The sequence below is a fragment of the Arthrobacter sp. Y3221087 genome (assembly GCF_059089905.1).
Genome location: NZ_JBNHFE010000034.1, coordinates 1 through 277, shown reverse-complemented (window position 1 = coordinate 277; position 277 = coordinate 1). Strand labels below are relative to the sequence as shown.

Sequence of the window (277 nt, the reverse complement as noted above, 5' to 3'; positions counted from 1 at the left end):
GCAGAGCCCAGCTTGGGGTCGTTCAGGTCCGGGGCCGCCAGGAGTCCGCCGAGGAGAATCAGGCCGCCGAGGATGAAGGACGCCGTGATTGCCCGCAAGATGGCCTTGGGGGCAGTCTTCTTCGGATCCTTCGTCTCCTCGCCCAGGGAGCTGGCGGTGTCAAAGCCGTACATCACGTACCCGGAAGCCATGGCGCCGATCAGGAACACCCCGAAGAAGCCAAGGTCGTGGTCCATGCCGTAGCCCTCGGTGCTGAAGAGGACTTCCGGGCCCCGCA

Annotated in this window: 1 pseudogene; it reads right to left on the bottom strand. The window is 65.3% G+C overall.

The features are described 5' to 3' along the window. Window positions 1–277: pseudogene (locus tag AC5RUO_RS20040) on the bottom strand (amino acid permease); the annotation flags it as partial.